This window comes from Bradyrhizobium sp. RDM12, from assembly GCF_051917485.1.
GTDB lineage: Bacteria > Pseudomonadota > Alphaproteobacteria > Rhizobiales > Xanthobacteraceae > Bradyrhizobium.
This window is the reverse complement of record NZ_CM133064.1, coordinates 5,037,555-5,063,967: the sequence shown is the minus strand read 5'-3', so window position 1 is coordinate 5,063,967 and position 26,413 is coordinate 5,037,555. Positions and strand designations below refer to the sequence as shown.

The following is a 26,413-nucleotide window of genomic DNA, read 5'->3' as shown; positions in this document are numbered from 1 at the left end:
AGCGAAGCGAGCCCACCACATCTATCGTCGCGGAAAAATGGTGGGCACGGCGCAAGAGCGCCTTTGCCTACCCTACCGCACCTCACCTCACCTATGCCGCCTTCTTTTTCTGCGCGAGTTGCGCCAGCTGTCGCATGATCTCGGTGGTCCCGGCGAGGCGCTCCTCCGGCGTCTCCCAATCCTGCAGGAACACGACCTTCATGTCCGGCCGCACCTTGGCGGCCTGGCCATGGCTGCGGATGAAGCTCACCAGACGGTCGGGATGGGCGAATGAATTGTCGCGGAAAGTGATGACGGCTCCCTTCGGACCGGCATCGATTTTCTCGACATTGGCCTGGCGGCAGAACGCCTTGATCGCGGCGACCTTGAAGAGATAGCGCACCTCGTCCGGCAGCACGCCGAAACGGTCGCGCATCTCGGCGCCAAAGTTCTCGATCTCCTCCTCGCTGTCGAGATCGGCGAGACGCCGGTACAGCGACAGCCGGACCGAGAGATCGCCGACGTAATCCTCGGGGATCAGCACCGGCATTCCGATGGTGATCGTCGGCGACCAGCGGTCGGCGGCCGGCTCGGACACGCCAGCCTTGAGGTTGACGATCGCCTCCTCCAGCATCGACTGGTAGAGCTCGAAGCCGACCTCCTTGATGTGGCCGGACTGCTCCTCGCCCAAGAGATTGCCCGCGCCGCGGATGTCGAGGTCGTGCGAGGCGAGCTGGAAGCCGGCGCCCAGCGTCTCAAGCGATTGGAGCACGGTGAGCCGGCGCTCGGCCTGGGCCGTGATCTTCTGCTGTGCCGGCAGCGTGAACAGCGCATAGGCCCGCAGCTTGGAACGACCGACGCGGCCGCGGAGCTGGTAGAGCTGGGCGAGCCCGAACATGTCGGCGCGGTGCACGATCAGCGTGTTGGCGTTGGGAATGTCGAGGCCGGATTCGACGATGGTGGTCGACAGCAGGATGTCGAACTTGCCGTCGTAGAACGCGGTCATGATGTCCTCGATCACGGCGGGCGGCATCTGGCCGTGCGCGACCGCGACCTTCATCTCCGGCACGTGCTTGTCGAGGAAATCCTTGACCTCGGCGAGGTCGTCGATGCGCGGCACCACGTAGAACGCCTGGCCGCCGCGATAGCGCTCGCGCAACAGCGCCTCGCGGATCATCAACGGATCGTGCGGGGCGACGAAGGTGCGGACCGCGAGACGATCGACCGGGGGCGAGGCAATGATCGAGAGCTCGCGGACACCGGTCAGCGCCAGTTGCAGCGTGCGCGGGATCGGCGTCGCCGACAGCGTCAGCACGTGCACCTCGGAGCGCAGCGCCTTCAGCCGCTCCTTGTGCGTGACACCGAAATGCTGCTCCTCGTCGACGATGACGAGGCCGAGATCGCGGAATTTGATGGCCTTGCCGAGCAGCGCATGGGTCCCGACGACGATATCGACCGAACCGTCGGCGATGCCCTTCTTGACCAGGTTGAGCTGCTTGGTCGGGACCAGGCGCGAGGCCTGCGCCACGTTCACCGGAAAGCCCTTGAAGCGCTCGGTGAAGGTCCTGTGATGCTGGCGGGCGAGCAGCGTGGTCGGCACCACGACCGCGACCTGCTTGCCTTCGAGCGCAACGGCAAACGCCGCGCGGAGCGCGACCTCGGTCTTGCCAAAGCCGACGTCGCCGCAGATCAGGCGGTCCATGGGCCGGCCGAGTTCGAGGTCCTTCAGGGTGGATTCGATGGCCCCCAACTGGTCCTCGGTCTCGTCATAGGGGAAGCGTGCGCAGAACTCGTCATAGATGCCTTGCTGCACCGGCAGCTTGGGTGCCTCGTGCAAATGGCGCGCAGCGGCGATCTTGATCAGCTCGCCCGCGATCTCGCGGATGCGGTTCTTGAGTTTTGCCTTGCGGGTCTGCCAGCCGGAACCACCGAGACGATCGAGTTCGACCGTGGTCTGGTCCGAGCCGTAGCGCGACAGCAGCTCGATGTTCTCTACCGGCAGGAACAGTTTTGCGTCGGCGGCATAGCGCAGCTCGAGGCAGTCATGCGGCGCCCCGGCGACGTCGAGTGTCTGCAGGCCGACGAAGCGGCCGATGCCGTGATCGGCGTGGACCACGATGTCGCCCGCGGTAAGGCTCGTGATCTCCGAGATGAAGTTGTCGAGCTTGCGGCTGGCCTTGCGCGTCCGCACCAGGCGGTCGCCGAGGATGTCCTGCTCGCTGATGATGGCGATCTCGTCGGTCTCGAACCCGCTTTCGAGGCCGAGCACGGCGAGCATCGTCTCGTTGCGCGGCGTCGCTTGCACCGTCCGCCAGGCATTGACACTGGTGGTGTGGGTCAGCTTGTGGTCGCGCAGCATCGAGGTCATGCGATCGCGCGAGCCTTCGCTCCAGAGTGCGATCACGACCTTTTTGCGGTTCGCCTGCAGGCCCATGACATGCGCGACGACGGACTCGAACACGTTGACCGTGCTGTCGTTACGCTCGGGCGCGAAGTCGCGGCCCTTGCGGGCACCGGCATCGACGACCGAGTACCGTCGGCCGGTACGGAGAACTGCGTCAGCCGCGCCAACGGGATATCGCCAAGACGCTTGCCCCACTCGTCCTCGGTCAAATAGAGCCGATCAGGCGGCAGCGGCTTGTAGATGGCGCCGCCGCCGGGATGCTCCATCGCATCGCGGCGAGCCTCGTAGTAGTCCTGGATCTGCTTGAAGCGCTCGCGGACGGCATCTTCGGCCTGCGGCTCGATCGCGACGGCCGCACCTTGCAGATAGTCGAACAGCGTGTCCATCCGGTCCTGGAACAGCGGCAGCCAGTGCTCCATGCCAGGATGGCGGCGGCCTTCGCTGACGGCCTCGTACAGCGCGTCATCGCGATCGGGCGCGCCGAACTCGGCGACATAGCCCATGCGGAAGCGGCGGATGGTGTCGGTGACGAGCTGGAATTCCGAGATCGGCACCAGGTCGAGCGCGCGCATGTCGAGCAGCGTGCGCTGGGTCTCGGCGTCGAAAGTGCGGATCGATTCCAGGCTGTCGCCGAAGAAGTCGAACCGGACCGGCTGTTCGAGGCCGGCCGGAAACAAGTCGAGAATGCCGCCGCGCACGGCATATTCGCCGGGTTCGCGCACCGTCGAGGAGCGATTGTAGCCGTTGTGCTCCAGCCAGGCGACGATGGTGTCCATCGGCACGACATTGCCGGGCGCAACCGACAGAGCCTGCGCCGCGACGAGCTCGCGCGCGGGCACGCGCTGCACGATTGCGTTCACCGTGGTCAGCACGATCAGCGGCTTGTCGCTGCCGGTGAGCGGGCGAGCCGCGCCAGCGTCGTCAGGCGCTGCGCCAGGACTCCGCCATGTGGCGAGACACGGTCATAGGGTTGGCAGTCCCAAGCCGGAAAGGTCAGCACCGGCAGATCGGGCGCGAAGAATTGCAGCGCGCGTTCGAGCTGTTGCATCCGCGGACCGTCGCGGCAGACCACGGCAAGACTGACGGCCGGCTTTTTCGGCCGCGCCGCAATGGCGCGGGCGAGATCGGAGACGACGAGCCCCTCGGCGCCTTCCGCGACATTGGCAAGCGTTAGCGCGCGGCCGGGCGTGAGCAGCCCGGCCGGCGACTTCAAACCCGGTTTCATAAATCGCCGTCCGTGATCGGGAACGCCTTGATGCGGGCAAACAGCGTACCGGTGACATCAGGTGACAGCACCTTGTCACCGGTGGTGATGGCGGCATAAAGATGGGGATCGGACTCTTCGAGCAGGGTCTCGAGCTCGGTCAATTCAACCTCGGAGAGATGGGCGATCTCGGCATCCGCGAAGCGGCCGAGGATCAGGTCCATCTCGCGCGTGCCGCGGTGCCAGCAACGGAACAGCAACCGCTTGCGGCGGTCGTCCAGCCCGTTGCTTGATCGTGTCGTTCCCGTCATGTCTCAAATCCAGTCAAACGCAGAAAGCCCGGACGTGCCGGGCCGGGGTGATATAGCTACTCGAACCTGCCGTGTCAGCCCTCGATTTGGCATGGCTTGATGCCCGCGAAGGACTGCGAAAAAAGCCGTGGATGCCCGGCATAAAGCCGGGCATGACGAGCCGAAACGATCCTAGATCTGCTCTCATGCGCCCCAGCCTGCTCAATCCGCTGTTTGCTCCCGTGACCAGCCTGCCCGGCGTCGGTCCGAAGCAGGACAAGCTGCTGCAATATCTGCTCAGCCGCAACGAGACGCCGCGGCTGGTCGATTTGCTGCTGCATCTGCCGAGCCAGGTCATCGACCGCCGGGCGCGGCCGAAAATCCGCGACGCGGTCCAGGGAACCATGGTGACGCTGGAGGTCACCGTCGACCGCCATCGTCCGCCCCCGCCGCGCAACGCCCGCGCGCCGTATCTGGTCTATGCCAGCGACGACACCGGCGACGTCGTGCTTACCTTCTTCCGCGCCAAGCCCGGCTACGTCGAGAAGCTGCTGCCGATGGGCGCGAAGCGCTTCGTCTCCGGCACGCTGCAGATGTATGACGGCATCCCGCAGATCGTGCATCCCGACCGCGTGCTCGACGAGGAGGCGATCTCGAAGCTCTCGGGCATCGACCCCATCTATCCGCTCACCGAGGGCCTCGCGCTCGGCTCGCTCCGCCGCGCGGTCGCGCAGGCGCTTCTGAAGCTCCCCGCCCTGCCCGAGTGGATCAGTCCGGAGGTGCTGCGTCGCTGCAACTTCCCGCCGATCGCGGAAGCGCTCAATCGCGTGCACCAGCCGGTCGAGCTGACGGACATTCTGCCCGAAAAGCCATTCTGGTCGCGCCTCGCCTTCGACGAGCTGCTTGCCGGCCAGCTCGCGCTCGCTTTGATCCGCGCGCAGCTGCGCCGCCCCGCCGGGGTGCGCAATGCCGGTGACGGGCACCTGCGCCACAAGATCATCGATGCCTTGCCCTATGCGCTCACGTCGTCCCAACGCGACGCAGCTGCGGCGATCGCGAACGATCTGCAACAGCCCGTGCGCATGCTGCGCCTGCTCCAGGGCGACGTCGGCTCCGGCAAAACCGTGGTCGCGCTGCTGGCGGCCGCCGCTGTGGCCGAAGTCGGCAAGCAGGCCTCGCTGATGGCCCCGACCGAAATTCTGGCGCGCCAGCACATCAAGACCATTGCTCCGCTCGCCGAGCGCGCCGGGATGCGGGTCGCGATCCTCACCGGCCGCGAAAAGGGCAAGGAGCGGCGCCAGATCATCACTGAACTCGCCGAGGGCGAGATCGATCTCCTCGTCGGCACCCATGCCCTGATCCAGGACGACGTGATCTTCCACGATCTGGCGTTGGCCATCGTCGACGAGCAGCACCGCTTCGGCGTGCGCGAGCGCCTGGCGCTGACCTCGAAGGGCGAAGCCGTCGACGTGCTGGTGCTGAGCGCAACGCCGATCCCGCGCACGCTGGTGCTGACCTATTTCGGCGACATGGACATCAGCGAGTTGCGCGAAAAGCCCGCCGGCCGCCAGCCGATCGACACCCGCGCCGTGGCCATGAGCCGGCTCGGCGAGGTCATGGACGGCGTCGGCCGCGCGCTCGAGTCCGGCAAGCTGGTGTACTGGATCTGCCCGCTGGTCGAGGAATCCGAGGCCGAGGGGATCGAGCATCTCACCAACGCGACCAAGCGCTTCGAGAACCTGCAGAAGCGCTTCGGCGATCGCGTCGGCCTCGTCCACGGCCAAATGAAAGGCACCGAGAAGGATCGCGTGATGGGCCAGTTCGCCGCGCACGAGATCGGGCTTCTGGTCGCAACCACCGTGGTCGAGGTCGGTGTCGACGTGCCGGCCGCCACCATCATGGTGATCGAGAATGCCGAACGCTTCGGCCTCGCCCAGCTGCACCAGCTGCGCGGCCGCATCGGGCGCGGCTCGGAGGCCTCGACCTGCATTTTGCTGTACAGCGAACCGCTCGGCGAAATGTCGAAGGCACGGCTGAAAGTGATCCGTGAGACCACCGACGGGTTTCGTATCGCCGAAGAGGATCTGAAATTGCGCGGCGAAGGCGACGTGCTCGGCGTCCGCCAGAGCGGCCTGCCCGGCTACCGCATCGCGCGCCCGGAGGTCCACGGCCAGCTTATCGCGCAAGCCCGCGACGAGGCCCTGCGCATCATGCAGGACGATCCGAAGCTCAAAGGGGAGCGCGGCGAAGCGCTGCGCTGCCTGCTGTATCTGTACGAGCGGGACGAGGCGATCCCGCTGATCGGAGCGGATAGCGCCGCCTCCTCGTCGCTGCGAGCGCAGCGAAATGCCTGCCGGTTAGGCTTTTTCTTCCCGATATTGGCGGCAAACGCCTTCAACAGCGAGGCATCGACCGCCTCGCCCTTTGCGTCCCCGGCCAGGTGCCCGAACCATCTGGCAAAACCTCGGTAGATCTCGCTTGCCGGATGATCCGGCCCCAGGAAGCCGGAAATCTCCTGCATCTCCGCGACCCAGCGATAGGCCTTTGGGATCATGTCGGGCAGCGCGACTTCGAGCCGCGTCAGGATCGCGGGCTGGCTGAGCGCGAGCTCGTCGCGCAGCGCATCAGCGGCTCCCGCTTTCGTCGCGGCGACCACCATGGCGGCGCCGATCCCGGCGAGGCCCTTGACGATGCCGGCGTAGGACATCTTGAGCGCGGAGGCGGCACCCACCGGGCCTTCGACGATGCGCATGTCGAGCCCGAATTCCCTGAGCACCGCGACATCCCCGGCATGTTCGCCTGACATGTAGAATGCCGGACTCTTGCCGCCGGGCTGCGGCGGAAAGCCGATGATGCCGCCGTCGACGAACGGCGCCTGCGCCGAGCCGATGATCTCCTCGATCCGCTTCACTGTGTCGACGTTGACGGCGTTGCAGTCGATCACGACCGGCTTCTTGTTACGTTTCACGATCAATGCGGCGAGCCGCTCGGCCAGCGCCACCGCCTCGCCCGGCGGCACGATCGAGAGGATGATGTCGGCGTCCGCGATAGCCTCGTCCTCGGCGCCGATCATGCCGGCATCCGCGGCACGTTTCAGCGTCGCCTTGCTGCGCCCTTGCAAGGACGTCAGCACGCGCGCGCCGTTTTCGGTGAGGCGGCGGGCCACCGCGCTGCCCATGGCACCGGGCGCGAGGATCGCAATGGTTTTCGACATCGGGGCACTCCGGTTCGAATTCCGAGCATTGACGCTCAGTTCGACCGGAACATTAGCAGAGGATGCGAACGCCCGCGTGATCCCAGGCCATCCCGCCGCGGAATAGCCCTACTCCGCCTTCGCAGGCTCGGGCTGGAGCGTGGAGGCGTTGGCGATGCGCGCGGCATTCGCCATGCCGGCGAGTGCGGCGGCCTTCTTCGAGTCGGGCGCGGCACCCGGCTGCACCACGCCGGCGGACATGATCAGCGTCGCGGCATCCTCGGCGCTGAGGTCGACCTCGATGATCTTGCTCCTCGGCACGTAGAAGAAGAAGCCGGTGGTCGGGTTCGGCGAGCACGGCAGAAACACCGAGACATGTTGTTCCTGCCCCGGCAGGCTGCGCGCGATGTCCTCGTTCGGCGATTGCGAGATCAGCACGATCGACCACATGCCGGGCGATGGAAACTCGACGAGGCCGACTTTGCGGAAGCTGGAGCCCTTGCCCGAAAACAACGTCTCGAACACCTGCTTGAGGCCGCGATAGATCGCGCGCACTGCCGGGATCCGGCCGAGCAAGGTCTCGCCGACATCGACCAGCGTGCGGCCGATCAGGTTCGCTGCGAGGAATCCGACCAGTGTCAGCGTGAAGAATGCGACAACCAGTCCCCAGCCCGGGATGACGTACGGCAGATAGGTTTCCGGTCGATACGCGAGCGGAACAAACGGACGCACCACGCCGTCGACCCAGGTGACGAACCACCAGACGAGATAGAAGGTGATCGCGATCGGCCCCGTGACAATGAGGCCGGTCAAGAAATAATTACGAAAACGGCCCATCAGGCCGGTGTGCGGTTCCGGGGCGGGGTCAAGAGGCGCAGGCGCGTCGTCGCGGGTGGTCATTCTGGTTCCAGGTCGGTCGCTTCGTTCAAGCTAGGGGCTTCTAGCAGGTTTTGGAAGAGCGCGGCCTGGTCCGTTCTGCCTATTCCACCGTCACGGATTTCGCGAGATTGCGCGGCTGGTCGACGTCGGTGCCCATCACCACCGCGGTGTGGTAGGCGAGCAGCTGCACGGGGACGGCATAGACCATCGGCGTAAAGGCCGAGGCCATGTCAGGCATGACGATGGTGACGAGCGAATCCACCGTCGCCTCCGCCGCGCCCTTGGCGTCGGTCATCAAGATGATGTTGCCGCCACGGGCGGCGACCTCCTGCATGTTGGAGACGGTCTTCTCAAACACGCGGTCGTAGGGCGCGATCACGACGACCGGCATGGTCTCGTCGATCAGCGCGATCGGGCCGTGCTTGAGCTCGCCGGCGGCATAGCCCTCGGCGTGGATGTAGGAGATTTCCTTCAGCTTCAGCGCGCCTTCGAGCGCCAGCGGGTAGCTGGTGCCGCGGCCGAGATAGAGCACGTCGCGGGATTTTGCGATTCGATGTGCGAGCTTCTCGATCTGGATCTCGGCCGTGAGCGCATCCGACATCAGGCGCGGGATTTCGACAAGGCCATGGACGAGCTTGGTCTCGTCCTCAGCGGACACTTCGCCGCGGCCCTTGCCGGCCGCGATCGCCAGGTTCGCCAGCACCATGAGCTGGCAGGTGAAGGCCTTGGTCGAGGCGACGCCGATCTCGGGGCCGGCCAGCGTTTGCAGCACGGTCTCGCTTTCGCGCGCGATGGTCGAGGTCGGGACGTTGACGACGGCAATGGTGTGCGCGCCCTCGGCCTTGGCGTAACGCAGCGCCGCCAGGGTGTCGGCGGTCTCGCCCGATTGCGAGATGAAGATGGCGAGATCGCCCTTGCGCAACGGCGCTTCGCGGTAACGGAATTCGGAGGCGACATCGACCTCGACCGGCAGCCGTGCAAAACGCTCGAACCAGTATTTTGCAACGATGCCGGCGTAGCTTGCAGTGCCGCAAGCCGTGATGTTGATGCGCTGGATGTCCTTGAAGTCGAACGGCAGCTTGACCGGCAGCGAGACGCGCTCCGTCGCCATGTCGATATAGCGCGCCAGCGTATGGCCGACCACTTCCGGCTGCTCGTGGATCTCCTTCGCCATGAAATGGCGGTAGTTCGCCTTGTCGACCAGCGAGGTCGAGGCGGCGTGCTTGATCTTGTCGCGCTCAACGGCATGGCCGTCCTTGTCGAAGATCGCAGCGCTCTTGTGGGTCAGGACCACCCAATCGCCGTCTTCAAGATAGCTGATCGTGTCGGTGAACGGGCCGAGCGCAATCGCATCCGAGCCGAGATACATCTCGCCGTCGCCATAGCCGATCGCCAGCGGCGGGCCGTTGCGGGCGCCGATCATGAGGTCGTCGTCGCCGGCGAAGATGAAGCCGAGCGCGAAGGCGCCGCGCAAGCGCGCCAGGGTCAGCTTGACGGCTTCCACCGGCTTGCTGCCGCGCGTCAAGAGATCGTCGACGAGGTGCAGCACGATCTCGGTGTCGGTCTCGGTGTGGAACACCGTGCCCTTCTTCTCGAGCTCCTCGCGCAGCTCGCGGAAATTCTCGATGATGCCGTTGTGAACGACCGCGACGCGCTCGGTCGCATGCGGATGGGCATTGTTGACGGTCGGCTTGCCGTGGGTGGCCCAGCGGGTGTGACCGATGCCGGTGGTGCCCTTCAGCGGCTCGGCTTCCAGCCGCCTCTCAAGGTTCTTCAGCTTGCCCTCGGCGCGGCGGCGCTCGAGATGCTGGCCTTCAAGCGTGGCGACGCCCGCGGAATCGTAGCCGCGATATTCGAGACGTTTGAGCGAATCCACCAATTGCTCTGCAACCGGCTCGCGCCCGAGAATGCCGACAATCCCGCACATGCGGATCAATATCCCCCAAATCGTCGAAAAATCGCCTAAACGACGCGCTCGGTTTTTAGCGAAGTTCCCAAGGAAGGAGTTACTCAATAATTGTGACGGATTGCGACAGTGTCAGATCACGGCATGCCTTCGCCTGCGTCGATGTGGCCGGCTTTAACCGCGCGAATTAACTTGTTGTCAACAAATTTGGCCAACGATTCCCTCACGGGAGATCAAGGCCATGAAAGCCACGTCCGACCGCAAACGTCCGTCACCGACGTATCTGCTCGCCAGCGAGACCACGGGCACGCACCTTGCGCAATGGCCGCCGCCCCACCGCGGCAAGGAAGCCAAGCCGGTCTTCATCAAGCACGCTGCCGGCGAGCCGGCGAAGCGCGCCAAGCCGCGCGGCTGGCGCCTCACCCGCGCGATCTTCTCGGAATTCGCCGACGAGTAACGCCGCTCACGTCTCGGGCTTCTTTTCCGTTTTCTTGCCGCTGGTCTTCATCTCGCGGTAGCGCGCCGCGCCGCCTTCGCGGATGGTCTGCGGGCTCCGCTCCAGCGCCATGGCGTCGTCGGGCACGTCGCGCGTGATCACCGAGCCTGAGCCGATATAGGCGCCGTTGCCGATCTTCACCGGAGCGACCAGCGAGGAGTTGGTGCCGACGAAGGCGCCTTGCCCGATCACCGTCTTGTGCTTCTTGAAGCCATCGTAGTTGCAGGTGATGGTGCCGGCGCCGATGTTGGAGTTGGCGCCGACCGTGGCGTCGCCAATGTAGGAGAGATGGTTGACCTTGACGCCCGCCTCCAGCGTCGCGGCCTTGGTCTCAACGAAATTGCCGATCCGCGCGCCATCGCCGAGCGAGGTGCCGGGGCGCAGCCGCGCATAGGGACCGATCGAGACGTTCTTGCCGAGCGTGGTCTGCACGATATGCGAGAAGGAATGGATCACTGTGCCGTCGGCGATCGACACGCCCGGCCCGATCACCACAAACGGCTCGATGGTGACGTCCTTGCCGAACACGGTGTCGGCGGCAAGATAGACGGTTTCGGGGCCGATCAGCGTGACGCCGGCCTCCATCGCTGCCTTGCGCAGCCGGGCCTGCATCACGCTTTCAGCTTCCGCGAGCTGGGCCTTGGTGTTGATGCCGCGCACTTCGTCCTCGCTGGTCTCGATCACCACGGACTCCCATCCATTGTCGCGGGCGACGCCGACCGCATCGGTCAAGTAGTACTCGCCCTTGGAATTCGCATTGCCTATTCTATCGAGGATCGCGAGCGCGCGGCGGCCGTCGATCGCCATCACGCCAGCATTGCACAGGTCGATCTTGCGCTCATCCGCGCTGGCATCGGCGTGCTCACGGATCGCGATCAGGCGGTCGTCCTCGACGATGAAGCGGCCATATCCGGTCGGGTCCGCCGCGCGAAAACCGAGCGCGGCAATCGCGGCACCCTTCGCGAGCGGCGCACGTAGCCGCGCAAAAGTCTCGGCCGAGATCAACGGCGTATCGCCGAAGGCGATCAGGACGTCGTCCGCGCCCCGCGCAATCGCCTCCCGCGCCGCCAGCACCGCGTGCGCGGTGCCGAGCCGCTCGGCCTGCACGAAGATGAGCGCATCGGACCGGATCCGCCTCGCCTCGTCCGCGATCGCGCGGTGATCGGGACCGATCACGACCGCAAGCGCAGTACCGGTTCCGCGCGGCGCGGCACCGAGCACGTGGGCAAGCAGCGTCTGGTGAGCGACGGGATGCAGCACTTTCGGCAGGCTGGATCGCATGCGCGTGCCTTCGCCGGCGGCGAGCACGATCGTGAGGCTTGAGCGGGCGGTCATCGCAATCCTGTCAAATACGGCCGAATCAAACCATTACCCCAATGGGCGACGAGAGCTTGTCGCCTTGCTACCCCCGCAAACACCCGGAATTCAAGTGCGAGTGGGTTTTCCTGTTAATGTTCCTTGATTGATTCGGGGAAGCCACGCAGGGCTGGGCACTAAACGTTCATGGCAAAGGATTCCGACCCACTGGCGGATGCCTTCGGCGACAAGGAGACCGGCGGGCTGTTCTCCGGACTCCTGGCTGAAGAAAGCACGTTCGATCGCAGTATGATGTGGCGGCTGGGCTCGTGGGGCGCGGCCGCTGTCGGCGCCGTCGTGATCGCCGTGATGGCCAACCAGGCCCAGCTCGGCTGGCGCCACGACCAGGTCGCCTCCGCCGATCTCGCCCGCCAGTCCGACCGTCTCCAGGTGCTGACCAAGGAAAGTCAGATCGAAGCGCGCCGCCTTGCCTCCGCCATCGAGACGCTGAACACCGATCGCGACCGGCTCTATTCGCGCGTCACGGTGCTCGAGCAGGGGCTTGATTCCGTGACCGGCGCGATCGCCAGGCAGAGCGCGACATCGCCGCAGGCCGCTGCGTCGAAGCCGCAGGCCCCTGCCTCGAAGCCGCAGGACTCGCCCGTTGCCGCCGCGCAGCCCCGGCCCCGGATGTCGCACCGGTCGCCTCGACCGCAGCCTCGCTGGTCGACAAGCCGCGCGCGGCTACCGGTAAGGAGTCGAAGGAAGCGTCGAAGGAAGGCTCGAAGGACAGTTCGAAAGACGCTGCGAAGGATCAGCCAAGCCCGCCGCCACAGACCGCGGCTGCCGCCTCGCTGGTTCCGCAGTCGCCGGTGATGCCGTCGGCGCTGCCGATCCTTCCGCTGTTGCCGTCGAAGTCGATCATGGCGCCGCCTGATGCGGCGGCGTCGAAACTGACCCAGCCGGACGTCCCAGAGAAGAAACCCGAGCCGGCGCCCGCGCCCACCGAAGTCGCAGCGGTACCAGCCAAACCGCCGGAGGCAACCGAAGCCGAGCCTCCCGCAATCGCAGTCCAGCAGACGCGCTTTGCCATCGATCTCGGCGGTGCGAATTCGGTCGACGGCCTGCGCGCGCTCTGGCGCAGCCTGAGCAAATCCAATCCGGAGGTCGCAGCACTTCGGCCGATCATCATGATCAAGGAAGGCAATAATGGCCTCGGGATGCAGCTGCGCCTGGGTGCCGGCCCCCTGATCAATGCCGCCGCCGCCGCAAAGCTTTGCGCCGGCCTGGCCGAGAACGATCGCCATTGCGAGACGACAGTGTTCGACGGCCAGCGCCTGTCGATGCGCGGCGGTTCAGACAAGTCCCACGATAAAGGCCAGGACAAAGCTCAAGACAAAGCCCAGGACAAGGGTTCAGACCAAAACCAGGACAAGAGTTCGGAAACGAGCCAGGACTCGGTGCCGCAGGCTGAAGCCGCCCCTGCGCTCGCGCCCACGGTCAAGCCAGACAAGCACCGTCGCAGCTATTCTTCCAAGCGCTCGTCAAAGCGCGAGGAGCCCGTGCCGGCGCCTCCGGCACAGCCGGCCGCTCAGGCCAAGCCGGAGACGGCGTCAGCGAGTTCGACGATAGCGTCGTTCTTCAGGCGGTAGGACTATCGAGGCTTCTGATTGAATCGCCGGAGCGTCTCGCCCGAGACTGCGCCACTCAATGAATGGCCATCAACTGGCTGATCTTGATGGCCGCGCAAATGATCATGCCCCAAAGCGCAAAATTGACCTGCAGCGCCTCAACCATTGCCAGCCTCGCTCGCATCCTCGCAGTCGCGTTCTTGAACAACGTGATCTGCTCCTGACCGAATCCGCGATCACGTCACGCTTCAACTCGGACGTTAGGCCACGTTGGAAATCTCGCAAATCCGTATGGCTACGGTTCCGATGCGTTTCGGGGTGCCGCAAGCATGCCGCGGGAGCTGACCCGCGCGTAAAAATGCGTCGCCCCCTGTTGCTCCCTTCCGCCATCCCGACCATATTGCCCTCATGACAAAAAAGCCGTTTCGCCTCACGCCGTATCAGGTGCAGTTTCTCATCGTCGTCGGATTCGTGACCGTCGGCTGGGCGCTCTATGTGCGCTACCTCGCCGTCGAGTTCTCGCAAGTGGCGCTCGCATGCGATGCCGGCTTGCAGACCATGATCTGCAAGGCGCGCTCGGTCTCGACGTCGCTGTTCAAGAATTTGGTGTTCGGCATCGTCGCGCTCGTGATCGCGACGCTGAACCTGATGCGGCCTTCGATCGTGCTGCTCACGCTCGGCGTGGTTGCGGCCGGCCTCGGCATCGTGCTCTACAACATCGCGCTGTCGGGCCTGGCGATCGGGCTGCTCATCCTTGGCTTTGCTCGGCCCGCGCCCGCCACAGCGTGAGCGCGAACAAGAGATAGATCGCGCAGGTCCACATCGCCTGCCAGTTATCGCGGCCTTCGTTCAGGATCACGTAGACGGCCGAGAGCGCCAGCAGCCCTGCGAACACCGCTTCCGCGATCGGGCGCATGCCGATCTGCGGACGGTTCAGCATCAACACGGCGAACGGCACCACCGCCATCGTCAGCGAGGCATAGGGGAAATCGCGGTAGCGCGGGTCGAATACGAAGCCGAGCGCGGTCTCGGTCGCGATCACCGCCGTCACCGCAAGCGTGAGGCCGAGCACGGCCGAGAGTTTCGACGATTTACGTCCCTCGCGCGGACCGAGCAGGTCGAGAAAGCTCGGCAGACTGCGGCCGATGACAAGCGCCTGCGCACAGAAGATCGGCGAGAAGATGCCGGCCAGCAGCAGCATGCCCCATTGCAGCCAGCCGCCCCAACCGTAGCTCTCGTAAATCATCTTGTCGGTGGCGATCCCGAGCAGGATGCCCGCCGATGTCGCGGAGATGCCGACGCCGAGCCAGGCCGAGAAGCGCGGCGTCCACGGCCGGCGGCGCAGCGTAATGCCGGCCACCGCGAACACCAGCACGCTGAGAATCATGCCGGCGCCCATGTACCATTTCCAGAACGGGAAATTGCTGATCGGCTCGCCCGGCGGATATTTCAGCTGGCGCCGCACGGAATCGATCAGGCCCCAATAGCCGCCGACGGTGCCTTCGAGCCGCCGCTTCCACGGCTGGTCGTAGGCCTCGATCAGGTTGACGCGAAACTTCAGCGCTTTCGCGAGCCCCAGGATCTCCGAGACGACGCGCGCCTGGTTGGTGCGTGACGGCAGCGCGCCGTCGCGCATGCGGCCTTCGCTCGGCCAGCCGGTCTCGCCGATCAGGATCTCCTTGCCGGGGAACGCCACCGCCATCCGCTCGCGGATCGCCTCGACATGGCTCGCGGCGAACTTCGCCTTCACCGGCATATCCTCCCAATAAGGCAGGATGTGAATCGTGACGAAATCGACGGCGTCATAGACCTCGCGGTTCTTCAGCCAGTATTCCCAGACGTCGGCATAGGTCACAGGCACGGTGACCTGCGCCTTCACCGAGCGGATGATCGCGGTGAGATCCGACGTCGTCATCTCTCCGCGCAGCAGCACCTCGTTGCCGACGACCAGCGCGGAGATGGTGTCGGGGAATTCCTTGGTGAGGCGAACTGCGGTCGCAACTTGCGCAAAATTCTTGGCGCGATTGCTGCCGAGCCAGATGCCCTGGATCACCTTCAGCCCGCCGATCCTGGCCGCGACCGAAGGCACCTGGTCGAGCCCGTTCTCGATCGAGTAGGTGCGGACGCAGTCGGTGATCTGCTTGAGCTGGCGCAGATCCTGCTCGAGCTGATCGGCCTCGATATGGGTCCATGCGTTCAGCGGCGTCTGATCCCCACGGAACGGCGCGTAGGAGACGCATTGAACCTTGTCATTCGGATCAATCGGTGCGCGCGCGAGCGTGATCGGCGTGGCCAGCCACCACCACACGGCAGCAATCGCACAGAGGGAGACAAGCAGGAGCGCCAGTGGCGTACGAAGTGAAATCGGTTCCGTCCTCCGCGAGGGTCCGTCGATTACCTGCTCGCACGCCGTCTGCCAAGGGGGGTGAGGCGGGTCGGCTGCGCGCTCTCCCCGGCGAATTGGGCTGCGGCCGTTCGACCGGGCCCTAGGACGGTGACTTTGCTGGACAAAAATCCAATTACAGGTCATTGGATTTTGCGGGACTTTTCCGCCGCATTGGAGACCCATTTGGACGCCATCACGTCTCGGCGTCCGCGAGGTCCTGCCGTGCGGACGGGCGGCTGAGATATTGGGGAATTCATGCGGCGACGGGTGTTCGAGTTTCGAAGTGCGGTCCTGCGGCAGTTCGCCGCCACCTTGGCCGTGACCTCCCTTGTCCTGCTGGCCGGCTTCGATGCCGCCTCCGCCCAGAGCGGCGCCCCCGCTCCTGATCAGGGCAAGGCCGCCGGCCAACCCGCCGACGCCGCCAAGGACGCGGCCCAGAACCAGCGCCGGACCGACGAGTTCGCGGAAGCGGCGCAAGTCATCAACGGCCCGGCCGGCAATCCCGAATGCGTCTGGCTCGGCCGGCGCGTGGTGCGGCTGATGTGGCGGGACGACCTCGATACCGCATTCCGCCATCTCGACCTCTATGACCGCTTCGGCTGCCCCGGCGGCCACATCCAGGCCGCGTTCCGCTGCCTGACCCGCTTCGGCGCCCAGATCGATCCCAAGATCGCCGAGACCTTGGACAGCCGTGTGCACGCTTGCTGGATCAACCCGGCCTCCCAGCCGCAGCAGGCGGCTGCCGCGGCCTCCCAGCCGGCAGCGCCGACCACCGGCAATTCGCAGCCGCCCCAGCCAGCCGCGAGCCCCGCGCCTGCAGCGAGCCCGTCGCCCGCACCCCAGAAATAGCCGCGATCGTTTCAGCCTCCGTTCAGGAACGATCGGCGATAGCAACAGACGGCACTGCCGCGCGTTGACCGCAGAAGGCCATGCCCTGATAAGGACATGAGGCCATGACAGTTGAGAAACCACGCGGCAGAGGTATGCTCCCTTTGCCGTGGACTTGGTCGGATCTCGGGGTCGGATCCGCTTCCCTGCCCCCTCAGCCCCTTTTGGTTTAGCCGCGATGCGCGTTGTCGCCGCCGTTCTGTTGCTCGTGTCCATGCTCCACGCCGGCCTCTGGGGAGTCCTGCGCGACAAGGAACCCGCGCCTGATTTCAAGGGGCTGTTGCCGAGCGTCTCCTACGCGCCATTCGAGGGCTCGGCTCATCCCGACATCGACAACGTCCCGACCATGGAAAAAATCCGCGCTGACCTGAAGACGCTGTCGACGATGACGCGCGCGATACGCCTCTACTCGTCCACGGGCGGCGTGGAGCTGGTGCCGCCGATCGCCGCCGAATTCGGCCTCAAGGTCACCGTCGGCGCCTGGATCGACAAGGACAAGGACCGCAACGAGCGCGAGATCAAGGCCGCGATCGAGCTCGCCCGCAAGAACAGCAACGTGAACGGCGTCGTCGTCGGCAACGAGGTGATCTACCGCGGCGAGCAGAAGGTCGAAGACCTCATCGAGATGATCAAGCGGGTGAAGAGCGCAGTGCGCGTGCCCGTCACCACCGGCGAGATCTGGAACATCTGGCGCGACAACCCCGACCTGGCCTCCAACGTCGACTTCATCGCTGCGCACGTGCTGCCCTATTGGGAGAATTTCCACTCGGACGAGGCAGTCGACCAAGCCGTCGACCGCTACAACCTGCTGCGCAACCTGTTTCCCGGCAAGCGCATCGTGATCGCCGAGTTCGGCTGGCCGAGCGCAGGCTATAATCTGCGCAAGGCCGATCCGGGTCCGTTCCAGCAAGCGTTGACGTTGCGCAATTTCGTCAGCCGTGCCGAAGCCATGGGCATGGAATACAACATCGTCGAAGCCATCGATCAGCCCTGGAAGTATTTTGAGGGCGGCGTCGGTCCCTACTGGGGCATCCTCAATGCCAGCCGCGAACCGAAATTCGCCTGGACGGGTCCGGTCGAGAACCCGGACTATTGGAAGCTGATGACGATCGCGCTGCTGGTCGGCATCCTGTTGTCGCTGCCGATCCTGCGGCTGGAGCAGCCGACCGCCAGGCAGGCGTTTTTGCTGTCAGCCGCGGCCAACGGCGTCGGCGCCTGGGCCGCGACCGTGTTCGCATTCTGGAACGGGCATTATTTCATCTTCGGCTCGGCCTTCGCGCTGACGCTCGGCATGATCCTTCTTGTTCCCCTTGTCCTCATCGCGATGGCCCGGATCGACGAGATCGCGGCCGTCGCATTCGGCCGGCCGCCGCAGCGGCTGCTCGCCAAGGGCAAGCCGATCGAGAACGTGCCCGAGAATTACTACCCGAAGGTCTCGATCCACATCCCCGCCTATTTCGAGCCGGTCGAGATGCTCAAGCAGACGCTCGATGCGCTGTCGCGGCTCGACTATCCGAACTACGAATGCGTGGTCATCATCAACAACACGCCGGATCCCGCCTTCTGGCAGCCGATCCAGGATCACTGCCGCGCGCTCGGTGAACGCTTCAAGTTCATCAACGCCGAGAAGGTGCAGGGCTTCAAGGCCGGCGCGTTGCGCATCGCCATGGACCGCACCGCCGTCGATGCCGAGATCATCGGCATCCTCGATGCCGACTATGTCGTCGAGCCCGACTGGCTGAAGGATCTGGTGCCGGCCTTCGCCGACCCGCGCGTCGGCCTGGTGCAGGCGCCGCAGGAGCACCGCGACGGCGGTCTGTCGATCATGCACTACATCATGAACGGCGAATATGCCGGCTTCTTCGACATCGGCATGGTCCAGCGCAACGAGCTCAACGCCGTCATCGTGCACGGCACGATGTGCCTGATCCGCCGCGCCGCGATGGACATGGCTGGGGGCTGGTCGAGCGACACGATCTGCGAGGACTCGGACCTCGGGCTTGCGATCCAGGAGCTCGGCTGGACCACTCACTACACCCGCTACCGCTACGGCCAGGGCCTGCTCCCCGATACCTACGAGGCCTTCAAGAAGCAGCGTCACCGCTGGGCCTATGGCGGCCTCCAGATCGTGAAGAAGCACTGGCGGCAGTTCCTGCCCGGCAGGAGCCGGCTGACGCCGGACCAGAAGCGCGAATATGGTCTCGGCTGGTTGAACTGGCTCGGGGCCGAAAGCCTCGGCGTTGTCGTTGCCCTGCTCAACCTCATCTGGGTGCCGATCGTCGCCTTCGCCGACATCGCCATCCCCGACAAGATCTCTGACGCTGCCGATCATCGGTGCCTTCGTCGTCTCGCTCGCGCACTTCCTGTCGATGTACCGCGCGCGCGTCGCGATCAAACCCGGCCAGATGCTGGGCGCCATGATCGCCGCGATGAGCGTGCAATGGACGGTCTCGCGCGCGGTCGCGCAAGGACTGATCACCGAGCACATCGCCTTCGCGCGCACCTCCAAGGGTGGCCTGTCCCGGATGTCGATCGAGTTCCAGGCGTTCTGGGAGGCCGTGATCGGCGCCCTGCTCCTGATCGGCTCCGGCGTGCTGATTGCCTCCAACAGTTTCAGGCAGATCACCGAGATCTACATCTTCGCGGGCGTGCTGGTGCTGCAAAGCCTGCCGTTCCTGGCCGCAGTCGCCATCGCCATCCTCGAACTCAGCCGGATCAACTCGTTCCAGTTCTGGCGCGAGAGTTCGATCCGCACCGCCGAGTTGATCGGCCTGCGCCCCGTCGCCCTGCCGGCGCCCGGCAACGCGCAGCCGGTGCGGAGCGAGGTGCGGCGGGAGGCGAACTGACTTCGGCGTGGATGACCGGCCGCCAATCGGGTTGAAAATCCCGGGCTAAGCAATGGAAATGTCGTAAAAATCCCCGCCTCTGACGCGATCTTCGGCAGCCGCGCGTGCTATTGACCTCGGCGTCCCGTCCCCCTACACAGCGCGGGCCGAAAGCATGATCCGGAAACAGCCGGTTTTCCCCGCAGCACTTCAGTCAAACGCGGCGGCAAGACATGCTTTTCCAAATGACCGAAGATGATGGCGATCGATTTCTGAAGCCATCAGCGGCCATGGGAGCGCGTAGCTCAGCCGGTAGAGCACGTGACTTTTAATCACGGGGTCCTGGGTTCGAGCCCCAGCGCGCTCACCAACAAAATCAAGCACTTAAGGCAAATCTAAAAGAGATCGAAAAAGCTCCGTGTGGGCACTGTGTTGGCAAATGCATTGCCTCAACTAGAGGATCTCGATCCCGCTCCGTCGGCATGGCCGCGGCCGGTCGCAGGGAGACGCTCCAAGCGCGCGCTCGTCGATGTCGTGCTGATGTCGCCCAAAGCCGAGGATCCCCTCCAGCGCGGCCATCGCCGTCAAGCTATGGGTTGCCGCGATTCCGCGATGGTGGCCCGGACCAAGCCCGGGTCGGCTACCCTTTTTAGCCGTAGGCTTCTCGACCGTTTAGGGTCAGGTTTGATCCTGAAGGAACTCTGGTTGAGCGCGTTCTCATGGCTCAGTCTCCATCCATCGTGCCGCAGAGTGCGGCCAACCGCGATGTCTACATTGTGCTTGAGGACTTCGGCGGCCGTTTGGGGCGGGCTTGGTCCGAAACGGCGGAAGAGGACGGCAATCGTTCGACTCTGCTGCGGCACCTGATCGAAGGCCATTACATTCGTCCAGCTCGCATCGTCGCTTTCAACACGACCCAGGGATGGTCGCGCGATGTGACCGCGGATATCGCGGATGAGCTGCGCCGTCGCTTCGTCGAATTGGAGGACATGGCGCCCGCCATGCTGGAATTCCTTGAAAGAGTGGCAAGGCACTGAGCGACACTCGTACTGAGCGACACTCGTAAAGCCAGCTAACGTGCCTCCCTTGCGGCCCGCTTTGTCTAACACCCCCGATACGCAGTAGCTCGCGCGGTCCGGCTAGCCGGGCACAAATCTAAATTGCTGCGTTCCCCGCTCAGCCGGATCGGGACCGCGCTCGGCGATGCGATAACCCTCATGAGCCTGGATGAAGGCTTGCTCGGAAAGCCAGGTCCGCTCGTATTTTACGACCTTGTCGATGGACGTGAGTGACATTCCGGGACCGTTGTCGCTCAAATATGAGGTCTGAACTTCTCGCCTAGGCTCGCCATCGCTGATCGGGACCCGATGCCACGCTATCGTTGCGGGCCGCACCGAACAAAGGGCCCTGATGGTTTCAAACGGCTTGGGGACGTATTGTATGGCGCCGTTTGAATGGACGAGATCTACGCTTCCCAGCCAATCGGCCGCCTGCTCGATCCGCTCAAAAAACATCAGCCGGTCGGTCGCAAGATCCTTGGCGCGCCGCACCATCGCTGGCGTCTCAACAACCGCCCAACGAACATCGGGCGACTGCCGGCGCGCGGCCTTGTAGTGGATGCCAGCACCCCCGCCGAAATCGAGAACGCTTTCCACATTCTCGAGCGGCCAATTGCCTTCTGCTTGGAATGCAACGGTCTTGCGATAGATGGTTTCGACGAGCTCCACATTTTCGTACCCTTCGATCACCTCACGAGGCCGAAAGAGCCTGCGCCGCATCTTCTGTATCAAACTCATGGCGGTCGGCCCTTTTTGCATCTCCGCAAGGGAACAATCAGAAACATATGGAAATGGTCAAGTCAGTATTGGAGAAGCGGGTCTCGAGTGATGCGAATGCAGGACACGATAAGCAGTAGCTCGCGCGCGTTCCAGGGCACCAGTAATCGACAATTTGACTCTCGCTTCCGCCGAGGTTCGATAGCGGCATGCACGAGCCAAAGCCCTATACCCACGTCCGTCTGATCTGCTGTGATGATGGTGACCTGAACCACCGATACGAGATCCGCGTTTCGACCTTCGTGCAGTTCGATGAGAATCCAGGCCGGCGATCAATAACCGGTCTTCCGAGCAAGAAGGAAGCGGAAGAGATCGCTAAGGAGATCGCCCGGAGTGAGCGGATCAGGACAGGCGCGCCGGTTTGGAAATGATCTAGCCTCGCACGTTCTCCGAGCCCCATTTCGCAACGCTACTCGAATTGGCCGCGTTGCTTTACCGTCTCTCCTCTCTCCTCGGCTCTCATCAGAGCGGCAAGTCTGTCCAATTGACCAGCAGAACCGGCAAAGGTCCTGGCGATATTCTTCAACAAAAAGGCTTGGCTCGCGGAAATGTTAGGACTTACAGACAGCGCTCTGTAATGATTTGCGAGTTCTCTGCACTTGGCGGCTGTAATCAAGTCGGCCTCCGTCAATTACTGAACAATATGACCTAACTGCTATTTTTCCCCGCCGTTCCATCGACGGAGTATGGAAACACGAATGACCAAGGGCTGGGGGCGGCCTTTTCAAAATCCGATCGAGGTGGACGGCCGCAGGCTGGTGACTTTGCTGGACGCCGGCGAGTACATCATGGCGCTACCGAAGAGCGAGCACGCTGCTCCGGAATGGCAAGCTGCGATGGAGGCGCTGATCCTGGTGGCGGAAAGCGGCGGCCCGACGATGTTCGCCCGCATCGGCGTCATGCGCGCATTGAACCGACATTACGTCCCGGAGTTCAACCCCAAAGGCAAAGAGCCGCATTGGGGCCGGCGCAAGCTGAAGAGGGATCGATGATCGGATGACCGATTCGAACGCTATTTGGCGCGAGAACTTGCAGAACGCATGGGCGGCTCTGCGAATGATCCGCGAAACAGTCGAGACGCTCGGGCCTCCCGGCATCCTGATTTCGGAGGAGGAGGTCCTAGCTCGTTACGGCCCCGAACCAATCCATGAGGCAACTGCAATCGTTGATGCGCTGACAACGCTGTTCAGGAGGCACGATGACCGAGTCCTGCCCTAACTGCGCCGGAACTTTTTGGGTCTGTGAGAACCATCGCGATCGTCCATGGGAAGGCCCGAAGGCCTGCGGCTGTGGCGGCGCAGGGGCGCCCTGTCCCGTTTGCAACGCAGCGGGGCCCGACGAATTGCCGCCTCAGCCGCAGGATCTGTGCATAGGTCCCGAATTGGCATGACATTCCGGGTCGATCTAGTCATCAAGCGGTGGCTTTAGGTTTTGATTCCGCAATGAAACTCGTCAGCGAACGTCCTTTTGCCGATCCGGAAACTGCCGCTCGCAAGCTGGTCGAGCTTGCGGCCGCAACCGACGCTGTGGAGGACGGACGAATCCACATCGAGAAAATCAATTACCCGTTCCTCTTCACGCTCAAGGCGAGCGGCGCTGAGTTCGGCGCGGGCATCAAATTCGCCGTCGAGAAGGGCTTGCTCGAGCTGCATGAGAGCGGCACCTATGTGCGGCTGCTGAGGCCGAGCCAGATCTCCTGACGCTCCGTTAGGAACAGAGCGCTGACTATGCCGTTTGCTGGGTGGCCGGCTTCCCCCGGAGCCGGCGGAGCGGCCCCGGCGATACCCCAACCCCTGCCCTAAGCCGGGGCCGTCTCTCCGCTTAGATCCAGATGAAGAAGGTCTCGAACCAATGCGGCGTTACTCGTTGGGGTGCTTCACTGGCGTGTAGGTCTCGCTAACGTCTTCGCGAGCAGGGCAGACAAATACGTGCAAGATGGCCTCTTCGGCCGGCCACAGATCTGAGCGAAACCATTTCATCGGTTGGCAGTCCCCGCAGATCGGAGTGAGTAGTTGCTCCAGCGCCCTTCTAATACTTTCCATTGAAGCTGCGCCCTGATGGTCATCGGCCCCCGTGCCTGGAGGTCCGCACCTGATCCCAAGCACGGGGAGCCGAGGGCGTCGGCGCCTGCCGACAGCGGGCTCATGATGCATGGGCCTCGTCGAGACGCAACAGAAGTCGCGCAAATTGTGATGGCGGCCGAGCAGCAACTGCCTCGGGGTAGGTTTGAGGTAGGCAAGGTGCCCGGCCGCCTGGTCGCGGAGCGGCCGCGACCAGCATCACAATGATCTCGAGTGGCATTAGATGCGCCTTCTTTTGATAGCAGATGATTGGATTTTCGACGTACGTCCGAAGCGGCTGGACCCCTCCTGAATTTCCCTGCCGACGTAGGGCGGCCTTAAGGCGCTCGCTTAGGTAGTGGCATTCTTTCCAGCCTTAGACGCCGCTTCGATCAGCACCGGGCACTTTTCGTATTCCCAGCATCGCCGGCCGCTGTGCCGCGAAGCTCCCAGCATTCGCCGCCGTCAAAGAACCACTTGGTGGACCCAACGGCGACGATCACCTTGCATTTGGGGCACGGCACCTGCATCTGGCCAATATGCGCCGAGACTCGGTCTGTTTCCAGCAAGAACCCCGGACCTATCAAGGGAAAGGCCGCAGGGTGGTTCCAGCCCCCACTGCGGCCATACCGGATAGCCTGAAAATTGATGAGTACTTAAATCTCGCCGGTGTTCTTACAGTAGAACACCCCGTTCCGAAAATGGAGTCGGGGAAACTACCGGAGTGCGATCTCGGCCTATTGTAACTCAAGGGCGAGCATGGCACCGCTAGCTTTCCAGCCCCCAATGCTCCCGGCTGCCGATCCAATTGCGGATTAGAGCGCCGGGAGTGCTAGGCCCGCCAGCGTGAACCGGCGGGCCTTTGCTTTTTCAAAAGTGAACTGAACCTTCACACTCCACGCCCATACTCATGAGTACCGAGATTTTTGCTAATCCCAATCTCGGGGCTGGATTGGAATAAACGCCGCCGGGACACTGCATTAGAGCCCGGCGGCGTATTTATTTCAGCTCCGTTTCCTCAGCCTCATGACCTGAGCTGCCAACCGCTGCCGGTCGCCGCTTCCTGTGCAATCGGCGCCGACGCTTCACTGGATACGCTCCTGGCGCACCCGGCGCATCGGATGCGACGCCAGAAACGCCAGATCCTGAGCGATGACTAACTCAATGTGCTCGGATGTAAGGCCGGTGTACTTGTGCCCTCCGGCCGCCAATTTCTTTCGCTTCCACTCGACTGCATCAAGTGTCGGAGCCGGCGTCAAAAATTGCCTGGCCATCGCTTCCCGGAAAGTTGCCAATAGCGGAGTCCAATCTTCGAAATTCACCTCCGGGTGCAACTGCCCTTCGGACAAACCGCGGTCTCGCACGATGTAGATTGCGTCTTGCATCCTTAACCGGGCTTTCCAGTATTCTGCTTGCGCATTGGCCGCATTCCACGCGGCCCGGCGCTGCTCTCGAAGCTGCTTGTTTTTGGCGGTCTCGGTTTGAGGCTCTTGTGCATGACGCCGCGCGGGCGGCTCGACTTCGGCGACGTTGTCGGGAGGCAGCGCGACGGCGGCAGCACGCGTCGCTATACGCGCGGACAGGTCAATGACGTTGCTCATACCCGCACGGCGGGACAGGCCCTCAGCGGGCTTGCGGGACTCGCTGGTGCGTTCGGGGTTTCCCCGCTGTCCGGTGGCGTGGTGGGACGGGAACGAATCCACGGACTCTGCTAGGCTGGCCAATGGCGCGCCCATCGGGTCGGTTGGAGACGTGTTTAGGGGTGGCGTGCTATGCACGCTATCAGCCTTGGTCATCTTGAATGCCCTTCTTTGATCGAGGTTAGGGCCGGAGAGAAGTTCGCACCTTCACTCCGGCCTGTTTCCATGCTAGCATGGTTTCATGGCAAAGAAAACCCTGCTAGCAAAGAAAAGACGCGGGCCGCCCCCGACTGGCAAGGGCACGCAGATTGTTGTCCGCATGCAGCCCGCTCCGCTAGACGCCCTCGATAATTGGGTGGCGCATCAGGCTGACCGGCCGACTCGCGCAGAAGCCATTCGCCGGCTTGTCGAGCTTGGGCTGAAGGCAAAAAAATGAGCCAGGCGCTAGACGAGCTGAAAAAGCAAGCCGAAGAGGCGGAAGCGAAGGCCCGTAAGCTTCCGCAGGAGCCCGAGCGCGACCAGCTGTTACGCGATCTGGCGGCCTTCCGCGCGACACTCGCGAGGCTGAGCTACGAACGAACGATCGAAGCTTAGGGAGGTTGCCCGTCAATTTTGTCTGGGCGCCTCGGCGCATCTGGACTTGCTCGCGACCGTAAGTTGCGGTTGGATGTGGCTTTTAGGATCTTCTTTCATGGCCATTCAATTGATCGTGGCGAAAGTCCTGAGAGACGAGCTTGCAGCTATCGGCATCAGGTCCCTGACGGCCGAGGAATCAGAGACAATCGCATCCCGCATCTTCGAGCGCATCACCGAGTTTGAGCTCGAGCTTGCCGCCAGGGATTTCAATCGCGCCCCGCCGCGCGAAAGGTAAGGTGACGAGCGCGTGCGGAGCCGGCTCCTGAGTTGCGGCGGGTCAAAGGCGGAAAACTGCTTGTCTACCAATTGTTGCAGTGCGTTTCCCTTGCACGCGCGTGCTGGCTGCGCTTGATGGACCTTTCACGAATTGGCCGGGGGGCTGCATTCAATGCGAAATTTGGGAATCGTGGCGCTTGGCGCCGCGCTCGCCGGGTGTGCCTCGTCGGCAGCAGACATCACGCCGGCCTACGTCTCACCGGTTCAATATCAGTCTTACACCTGCCAACAGCTAGCCCTCGAGGCTCAGTCTATCTCAACGCGCGCGGCGGCGCTGTCTGGCGCTCAGGATAGTCAGCGCACAAAGGATGGCGTGGCGACCGCAGCGGCGATCGTCATCTTCTGGCCGGCAGCCTTCTTTGTCGGTGGCGACAAGCAAACCGCCGCCGAGCTCGCTCAAATGAAGGGGCAGATGGTCGCCGTTGAGCAGGCCTCGATCGCCAAGAAGTGCAACATCCAATTCCAGGGCAGGCCCGGTGGCGACGCCGCCGCGGCTGGGGGCCACCCGAGCCCGACCCCGAGCCTCTACAGCCGCAGGCGCAACCCAAATCCCGCGCGAAGCCAAAGCCGCGAGCTCAGGCGGCAGTTG

At 63.8% G+C, this 26,413-nt stretch carries 19 protein-coding genes, 1 tRNA gene and 5 pseudogenes; 15 read left to right on the top strand and 10 right to left on the bottom strand.

The genetic code is table 11. The annotated features are described in order from the left end of the window. Window positions 1–91: 91 nt before the first annotated feature. Window positions 92–3,608 (bottom strand): annotated as a pseudogene (mfd, locus tag ACTGJ9_RS24795) (transcription-repair coupling factor). Continuing rightward, a complete protein-coding gene (locus ACTGJ9_RS24790) occupies window positions 3,605–3,898 on the bottom strand; it encodes an FAD assembly factor SdhE (RefSeq protein ID WP_456673233.1) in 294 nt (97 codons plus the stop codon). Before ACTGJ9_RS24790 ends, mfd begins: the two are co-directional and overlap by 4 nt. Before the next feature lie 185 nt (window positions 3,899–4,083). Between ACTGJ9_RS24790 and recG the strand changes: the two are divergent. Beyond that, window positions 4,084–6,186, top strand: a pseudogene (recG, locus tag ACTGJ9_RS24785) (ATP-dependent DNA helicase RecG); the annotation flags it as partial. Window positions 6,187–6,239: 53 nt separating this feature from the next. Here the strand turns inward: recG and ACTGJ9_RS24780 are convergent. From ACTGJ9_RS24780 to glmS, 3 genes and pseudogenes are all read right to left on the bottom strand, one after another. Further along, window positions 6,240–7,091: pseudogene (locus ACTGJ9_RS24780) on the bottom strand (NAD(P)-dependent oxidoreductase); the annotation flags it as partial. Between the two features lie 108 nt (window positions 7,092–7,199). Beyond that, window positions 7,200–7,970, bottom strand: a complete 771-nt coding sequence (locus ACTGJ9_RS24775) for a DUF502 domain-containing protein (protein ID WP_456673232.1) — start codon at window positions 7,968–7,970, stop codon at window positions 7,200–7,202. A 79-nt stretch (window positions 7,971–8,049) separates the two neighbouring features. Then, window positions 8,050–9,876 (bottom strand): glutamine--fructose-6-phosphate transaminase (isomerizing), encoded by a 1,827-nt coding sequence (gene glmS / locus ACTGJ9_RS24770; RefSeq protein ID WP_456673231.1) that lies wholly within the window; start codon window positions 9,874–9,876, stop codon window positions 8,050–8,052. Between the two features lie 220 nt (window positions 9,877–10,096). Between glmS and ACTGJ9_RS24765 the strand changes: the two genes are divergently transcribed. Further along, entirely contained in the window at window positions 10,097–10,312 is a 216-nt protein-coding gene (locus ACTGJ9_RS24765) for a hypothetical protein (protein WP_456673230.1), read from the top strand. A gap of 6 nt (window positions 10,313–10,318) precedes the next feature. On the opposite strand, the gene glmU is transcribed toward ACTGJ9_RS24765, so the two are convergent. Then, a complete protein-coding gene (gene glmU, locus ACTGJ9_RS24760) occupies window positions 10,319–11,686 on the bottom strand; it encodes a bifunctional UDP-N-acetylglucosamine diphosphorylase/glucosamine-1-phosphate N-acetyltransferase GlmU (protein WP_456673229.1) in 1,368 nt (455 codons plus the stop codon). A gap of 168 nt (window positions 11,687–11,854) precedes the next feature. On the opposite strand from glmU, the pseudogene ACTGJ9_RS24755 reads away from it, so the two are divergent. Further along, window positions 11,855–13,299 (top strand): annotated as a pseudogene (locus ACTGJ9_RS24755) (hypothetical protein). Between the two features lie 387 nt (window positions 13,300–13,686). Beyond that, window positions 13,687–14,067 carry a hypothetical protein gene (locus ACTGJ9_RS24750; protein WP_456673228.1) on the top strand — a complete coding sequence of 127 codons (381 nt, stop codon included), beginning with the start codon at window positions 13,687–13,689 and terminating at the stop codon, window positions 14,065–14,067. On the opposite strand, the gene ACTGJ9_RS24745 is transcribed toward ACTGJ9_RS24750, so the two are convergent. Then, the gene (locus ACTGJ9_RS24745; protein WP_456673227.1) at window positions 14,027–15,586 is read right to left on the bottom strand and encodes a glycoside hydrolase family 17 protein; all 1,560 of its coding nucleotides are present in this window, start codon (window positions 15,584–15,586) and stop codon (window positions 14,027–14,029) included. The two genes, ACTGJ9_RS24750 and ACTGJ9_RS24745, sit on opposite strands and share 41 nt — an antisense overlap. A gap of 333 nt (window positions 15,587–15,919) precedes the next feature. Between ACTGJ9_RS24745 and ACTGJ9_RS24740 the strand changes: the two genes are divergently transcribed. The 4 genes and pseudogenes from ACTGJ9_RS24740 (at window position 15,920) to ACTGJ9_RS24725 (ending at window position 20,414) form a co-directional block, all read left to right on the top strand. Further along, a complete protein-coding gene (locus tag ACTGJ9_RS24740) occupies window positions 15,920–16,513 on the top strand; it encodes a beta-1-3, beta-1-6-glucan biosynthesis protein (RefSeq protein WP_456673226.1) in 594 nt (197 codons plus the stop codon). A 217-nt stretch (window positions 16,514–16,730) separates the two neighbouring features. Next, window positions 16,731–19,398: pseudogene (locus ACTGJ9_RS24735) on the top strand (glycosyltransferase). Window positions 19,399–19,671: 273 nt separating this feature from the next. Next, window positions 19,672–19,747 (top strand) — tRNA-Lys (locus tag ACTGJ9_RS24730). A 349-nt stretch (window positions 19,748–20,096) separates the two neighbouring features. Further along, on the top strand, window positions 20,097–20,414 hold the full coding sequence (locus tag ACTGJ9_RS24725) for a hypothetical protein (RefSeq protein WP_456673225.1): 318 nt from the start codon (window positions 20,097–20,099) through the stop codon (window positions 20,412–20,414). Window positions 20,415–20,516: 102 nt separating this feature from the next. On the opposite strand, the gene ACTGJ9_RS24720 is transcribed toward ACTGJ9_RS24725, so the two are convergent. Continuing rightward, entirely contained in the window at window positions 20,517–21,173 is a 657-nt protein-coding gene (locus tag ACTGJ9_RS24720; protein WP_456673224.1) for a methyltransferase domain-containing protein, read from the bottom strand. A 188-nt stretch (window positions 21,174–21,361) separates the two neighbouring features. Here ACTGJ9_RS24720 and ACTGJ9_RS24715 point away from each other — a divergent pair, with 188 nt between their 5' ends. The 4 genes from ACTGJ9_RS24715 to ACTGJ9_RS24700 all read left to right on the top strand — a co-directional run bounded on the left by ACTGJ9_RS24715 (window position 21,362) and on the right by ACTGJ9_RS24700 (window position 22,912). Then, window positions 21,362–21,583 carry a hypothetical protein gene (locus ACTGJ9_RS24715; RefSeq protein ID WP_456673223.1) on the top strand — a complete coding sequence of 74 codons (222 nt, stop codon included), beginning with the start codon at window positions 21,362–21,364 and terminating at the stop codon, window positions 21,581–21,583. A 327-nt stretch (window positions 21,584–21,910) separates the two neighbouring features. Next, window positions 21,911–22,204, top strand: a complete 294-nt coding sequence (locus tag ACTGJ9_RS24710) for a hypothetical protein (RefSeq protein WP_456673222.1) — start codon at window positions 21,911–21,913, stop codon at window positions 22,202–22,204. 4 nt (window positions 22,205–22,208) lie between these two features. After that, the gene (locus ACTGJ9_RS24705; protein WP_456673221.1) at window positions 22,209–22,430 is read left to right on the top strand and encodes a hypothetical protein; all 222 of its coding nucleotides are present in this window, start codon (window positions 22,209–22,211) and stop codon (window positions 22,428–22,430) included. A gap of 224 nt (window positions 22,431–22,654) precedes the next feature. Then, entirely contained in the window at window positions 22,655–22,912 is a 258-nt protein-coding gene (locus ACTGJ9_RS24700) for a hypothetical protein (RefSeq protein ID WP_456673220.1), read from the top strand. 1,445 nt (window positions 22,913–24,357) lie between these two features. Here the strand turns inward: ACTGJ9_RS24700 and ACTGJ9_RS24695 are convergent. Continuing rightward, window positions 24,358–24,873, bottom strand: a complete 516-nt coding sequence (locus ACTGJ9_RS24695) for a hypothetical protein (protein ID WP_456673219.1) — start codon at window positions 24,871–24,873, stop codon at window positions 24,358–24,360. A gap of 280 nt (window positions 24,874–25,153) precedes the next feature. Here ACTGJ9_RS24695 and ACTGJ9_RS24690 point away from each other — a divergent pair, with 280 nt between their 5' ends. The 3 genes from ACTGJ9_RS24690 (at window position 25,154) to ACTGJ9_RS24680 (ending at window position 25,783) form a co-directional block, all read left to right on the top strand. Further along, the gene (locus ACTGJ9_RS24690; protein ID WP_456673218.1) at window positions 25,154–25,348 is read left to right on the top strand and encodes a hypothetical protein; all 195 of its coding nucleotides are present in this window, start codon (window positions 25,154–25,156) and stop codon (window positions 25,346–25,348) included. Next, window positions 25,345–25,506, top strand: a complete 162-nt coding sequence (locus ACTGJ9_RS24685) for a hypothetical protein (protein WP_456673217.1) — start codon at window positions 25,345–25,347, stop codon at window positions 25,504–25,506. Before ACTGJ9_RS24690 ends, ACTGJ9_RS24685 begins: the two co-directional genes overlap by 4 nt. 97 nt (window positions 25,507–25,603) lie before the next feature. Next, window positions 25,604–25,783 carry a hypothetical protein gene (locus ACTGJ9_RS24680; RefSeq protein WP_456673216.1) on the top strand — a complete coding sequence of 60 codons (180 nt, stop codon included), beginning with the start codon at window positions 25,604–25,606 and terminating at the stop codon, window positions 25,781–25,783. A gap of 297 nt (window positions 25,784–26,080) precedes the next feature. Here ACTGJ9_RS24680 and ACTGJ9_RS24675 read toward each other — a convergent pair whose 3' ends face one another. After that, on the bottom strand, window positions 26,081–26,329 hold the full coding sequence (locus ACTGJ9_RS24675; protein WP_456673215.1) for a hypothetical protein: 249 nt from the start codon (window positions 26,327–26,329) through the stop codon (window positions 26,081–26,083). Window positions 26,330–26,413: the final 84 nt, after the last annotated feature.

What these genes read in the sequence shown, in the direction of transcription:
- ACTGJ9_RS24775 (WP_456673232.1), bottom strand. Translation starts at nt 7,970, where the DNA reads ATGACCACCCGCGACGACGCGCCTGCGCCTCTTGACCCCGCCCCGGAA.
- ACTGJ9_RS24710 (WP_456673222.1), top strand. Translation starts at nt 21,911, where the DNA reads ATGACCAAGGGCTGGGGGCGGCCTTTTCAAAATCCGATCGAGGTGGAC.
- ACTGJ9_RS24685 (WP_456673217.1), top strand. Translation starts at nt 25,345, where the DNA reads ATGAGCCAGGCGCTAGACGAGCTGAAAAAGCAAGCCGAAGAGGCGGAA.
- ACTGJ9_RS24765 (WP_456673230.1), top strand. Translation starts at nt 10,097, where the DNA reads ATGAAAGCCACGTCCGACCGCAAACGTCCGTCACCGACGTATCTGCTC.
- ACTGJ9_RS24715 (WP_456673223.1), top strand. Translation starts at nt 21,362, where the DNA reads ATGCACGAGCCAAAGCCCTATACCCACGTCCGTCTGATCTGCTGTGAT.
- glmS (WP_456673231.1), bottom strand. Translation starts at nt 9,876, where the DNA reads ATGTGCGGGATTGTCGGCATTCTCGGGCGCGAGCCGGTTGCAGAGCAA.
- ACTGJ9_RS24790 (WP_456673233.1), bottom strand. Translation starts at nt 3,898, where the DNA reads ATGACGGGAACGACACGATCAAGCAACGGGCTGGACGACCGCCGCAAG.
- ACTGJ9_RS24705 (WP_456673221.1), top strand. Translation starts at nt 22,209, where the DNA reads ATGACCGATTCGAACGCTATTTGGCGCGAGAACTTGCAGAACGCATGG.
- ACTGJ9_RS24725 (WP_456673225.1), top strand. Translation starts at nt 20,097, where the DNA reads ATGGCTCAGTCTCCATCCATCGTGCCGCAGAGTGCGGCCAACCGCGAT.
- ACTGJ9_RS24750 (WP_456673228.1), top strand. Translation starts at nt 13,687, where the DNA reads ATGACAAAAAAGCCGTTTCGCCTCACGCCGTATCAGGTGCAGTTTCTC.
- ACTGJ9_RS24695 (WP_456673219.1), bottom strand. Translation starts at nt 24,873, where the DNA reads ATGAGCAACGTCATTGACCTGTCCGCGCGTATAGCGACGCGTGCTGCC.
- ACTGJ9_RS24740 (WP_456673226.1), top strand. Translation starts at nt 15,920, where the DNA reads ATGCGGCGACGGGTGTTCGAGTTTCGAAGTGCGGTCCTGCGGCAGTTC.
- ACTGJ9_RS24680 (WP_456673216.1), top strand. Translation starts at nt 25,604, where the DNA reads ATGGCCATTCAATTGATCGTGGCGAAAGTCCTGAGAGACGAGCTTGCA.
- ACTGJ9_RS24720 (WP_456673224.1), bottom strand. Translation starts at nt 21,173, where the DNA reads ATGAGTTTGATACAGAAGATGCGGCGCAGGCTCTTTCGGCCTCGTGAG.
- glmU (WP_456673229.1), bottom strand. Translation starts at nt 11,686, where the DNA reads ATGACCGCCCGCTCAAGCCTCACGATCGTGCTCGCCGCCGGCGAAGGC.
- ACTGJ9_RS24700 (WP_456673220.1), top strand. Translation starts at nt 22,655, where the DNA reads ATGAAACTCGTCAGCGAACGTCCTTTTGCCGATCCGGAAACTGCCGCT.
- ACTGJ9_RS24690 (WP_456673218.1), top strand. Translation starts at nt 25,154, where the DNA reads ATGGCAAAGAAAACCCTGCTAGCAAAGAAAAGACGCGGGCCGCCCCCG.